At 43.1% G+C, this 1,916-nt stretch carries 3 protein-coding genes; all 3 read right to left on the bottom strand.

The features are described from left to right. Positions 1-591, bottom strand: a 591-nt coding sequence (locus A3757_RS18975) for a ParB/RepB/Spo0J family partition protein (protein ID WP_068740090.1), incomplete at its 3' end; no start/stop codon positions are given. Positions 592-657: 66 nt separating this feature from the next. Beyond that, on the bottom strand, positions 658-1,458 hold the full coding sequence (locus A3757_RS18970; protein ID WP_068507309.1) for a ParA family protein: 801 nt from the start codon (positions 1,456-1,458) through the stop codon (positions 658-660). A gap of 44 nt (positions 1,459-1,502) precedes the next feature. Further along, the coding region (gene rsmG / locus A3757_RS18965) for a 16S rRNA (guanine(527)-N(7))-methyltransferase RsmG (protein ID WP_068740088.1) at positions 1,503-1,916 on the bottom strand (414 nt) is incomplete at its 5' end.

Below are 1,916 nucleotides of genomic sequence, written 5' to 3'. Positions count from 1 at the left end.
ATCTAACGATAACATCGCTCTGCCATGGCCCATCTCCAAGTCGCCATGCTCTAGCATCAACTTTACTTCATCTGTTAGGTTGATCAGGCGAAGCAAGTTAGTCACGGTTGACCTCGATTTACCAACGGCTTCAGCTACTTCGCTTTGGGTAAGTTCAAACTCATCTTGCAAACGCTGTAAAGCGGTGGCTTCTTCCATTGCATTAAGGTTTTCACGCTGAATATTCTCGATAAGCGCCATTGCAACAGCCGCATCATCTTCAACATCACGAATAATTGCGGGGACTTTATCGAGCTGAGCGATTTGTGCTGCCCGCCAACGCCTTTCGCCCGCAATAATTTCATAGGAGTCTTCGCCACGAGAACGAACCACTATCGGCTGCATAATACCTTGCTGTCGAATTGACTCGGCGAGCTCTTCGAGTGCATCAGGATCCATGTCACGACGAGGCTGATATTTACCTCGTTTTAGAAACTCAACTGGAAGTTGCTTAAGGTCTCCATCGTTTTCAACTTCTTTTTTAAAGTCGACATTTGAGCCCTTGAGTAAAGCGCTTAAACCTTTTTCCCCTAAACCTCGTTTCTTTGCCACGTATTTTCCTACTCACTTAGTAACGCTTGATGATGACCTTTAAAAGTCATGAGCTTAATTATTGTTTTATGCTTCAGCCAAGTCGGCTTTTTTTGCTGCTGCTTTGTTCTTTCTGACGATTTCACCGGCCAATGCCAAATATGCAATCGCACCTTTTGAAGCTTTGTCATAATGTAATGCTGACATACCGTGACTGGGTGCTTCCGCTAGTCTTACATTTCTTGGAATTGCGACTTTATATAGCTGTTCACCGAAATATTCCTGAAGTTCATCAGATACATCTCTGGTTAAACTATTCCTTGGGTCATACATAGTACGAAGTATGCCGGAAATTTCTAACTTCGGATTGATGGTTTCTCTAATCTGCTCAACCGTATTCATTAATGCGGCCAAGCCTTCTAGCGCATAATATTCGCATTGCATTGGAATGATAACGCCGTCCGACGCTGATAAGGCATTAACGGTTAGCATATTTAGAGAAGGAGGACAGTCGATCAAGACGAATTCATAATCATCACGAATAGATTTTAAGGCTTGCTTCAGTCTATGTTCACGGCCAATCTCATTAAGGAGCTCGACTTCCGCTGCAGTCAGATCGCCATTGGAAGGAATAACATCGTATTTACCAACGACTGAACGCGTAATGACCTCTTGAACATCGGCCTTTTTGGTCAGTACATCATAGGCCGTATATTCAATTTCATTCTTGCTGATCCCGCTACCCATAGTTGCGTTTCCCTGCGGATCAAGATCAATAAGGAGAATTCTGCGTTTGGTCGCAGCCAGCGATGCAGCAAGATTTACAGTGGTGGTCGTTTTTCCAACCCCCCCCTTCTGGTTAGTAATCGCATAGATTTTCGCTGGCACTGTGTAACCCTCACTTATAGACGCTTTCAATAGCAATATGCTTATTACGCTGAAGTTTTCTCTATGATAATTAAATGCCTGTCCTCTTCACAAGCGGGAACACATAACTTAATTGCGTTTTTAACATGATAATCTATTGGCAGTGCATTAATCTCATCTTTTGGATGCAAACCTTTCATTGCTAAAAACTCACCCTTTTCAGTAAGTAAGTGCTTACATAGTTTTACCATATTATCTAGCGCTGTAAATGCGCGTGACATAATTTGGTCAAATTGTTTATCCTGCGCAACACTCTCTACACGTCCATGCACTATTTCGATATTGGCTAGCGAAAGTGTAATCTTACTCTGAGTCAAAAAGCGTGTCTTTTTACCATTGCTGTCGACCAGCAAAAAGCGCTTTTCTGGAAACAAGATGGCCATCGGTATACCGGGTAATCCAGGGCCGGTACCGATATC

The sequence above is a fragment of the Oleiphilus sp. HI0117 genome, from assembly GCF_001635235.1.
This window is presented reverse-complemented; position numbering and strand designations above follow the sequence as displayed.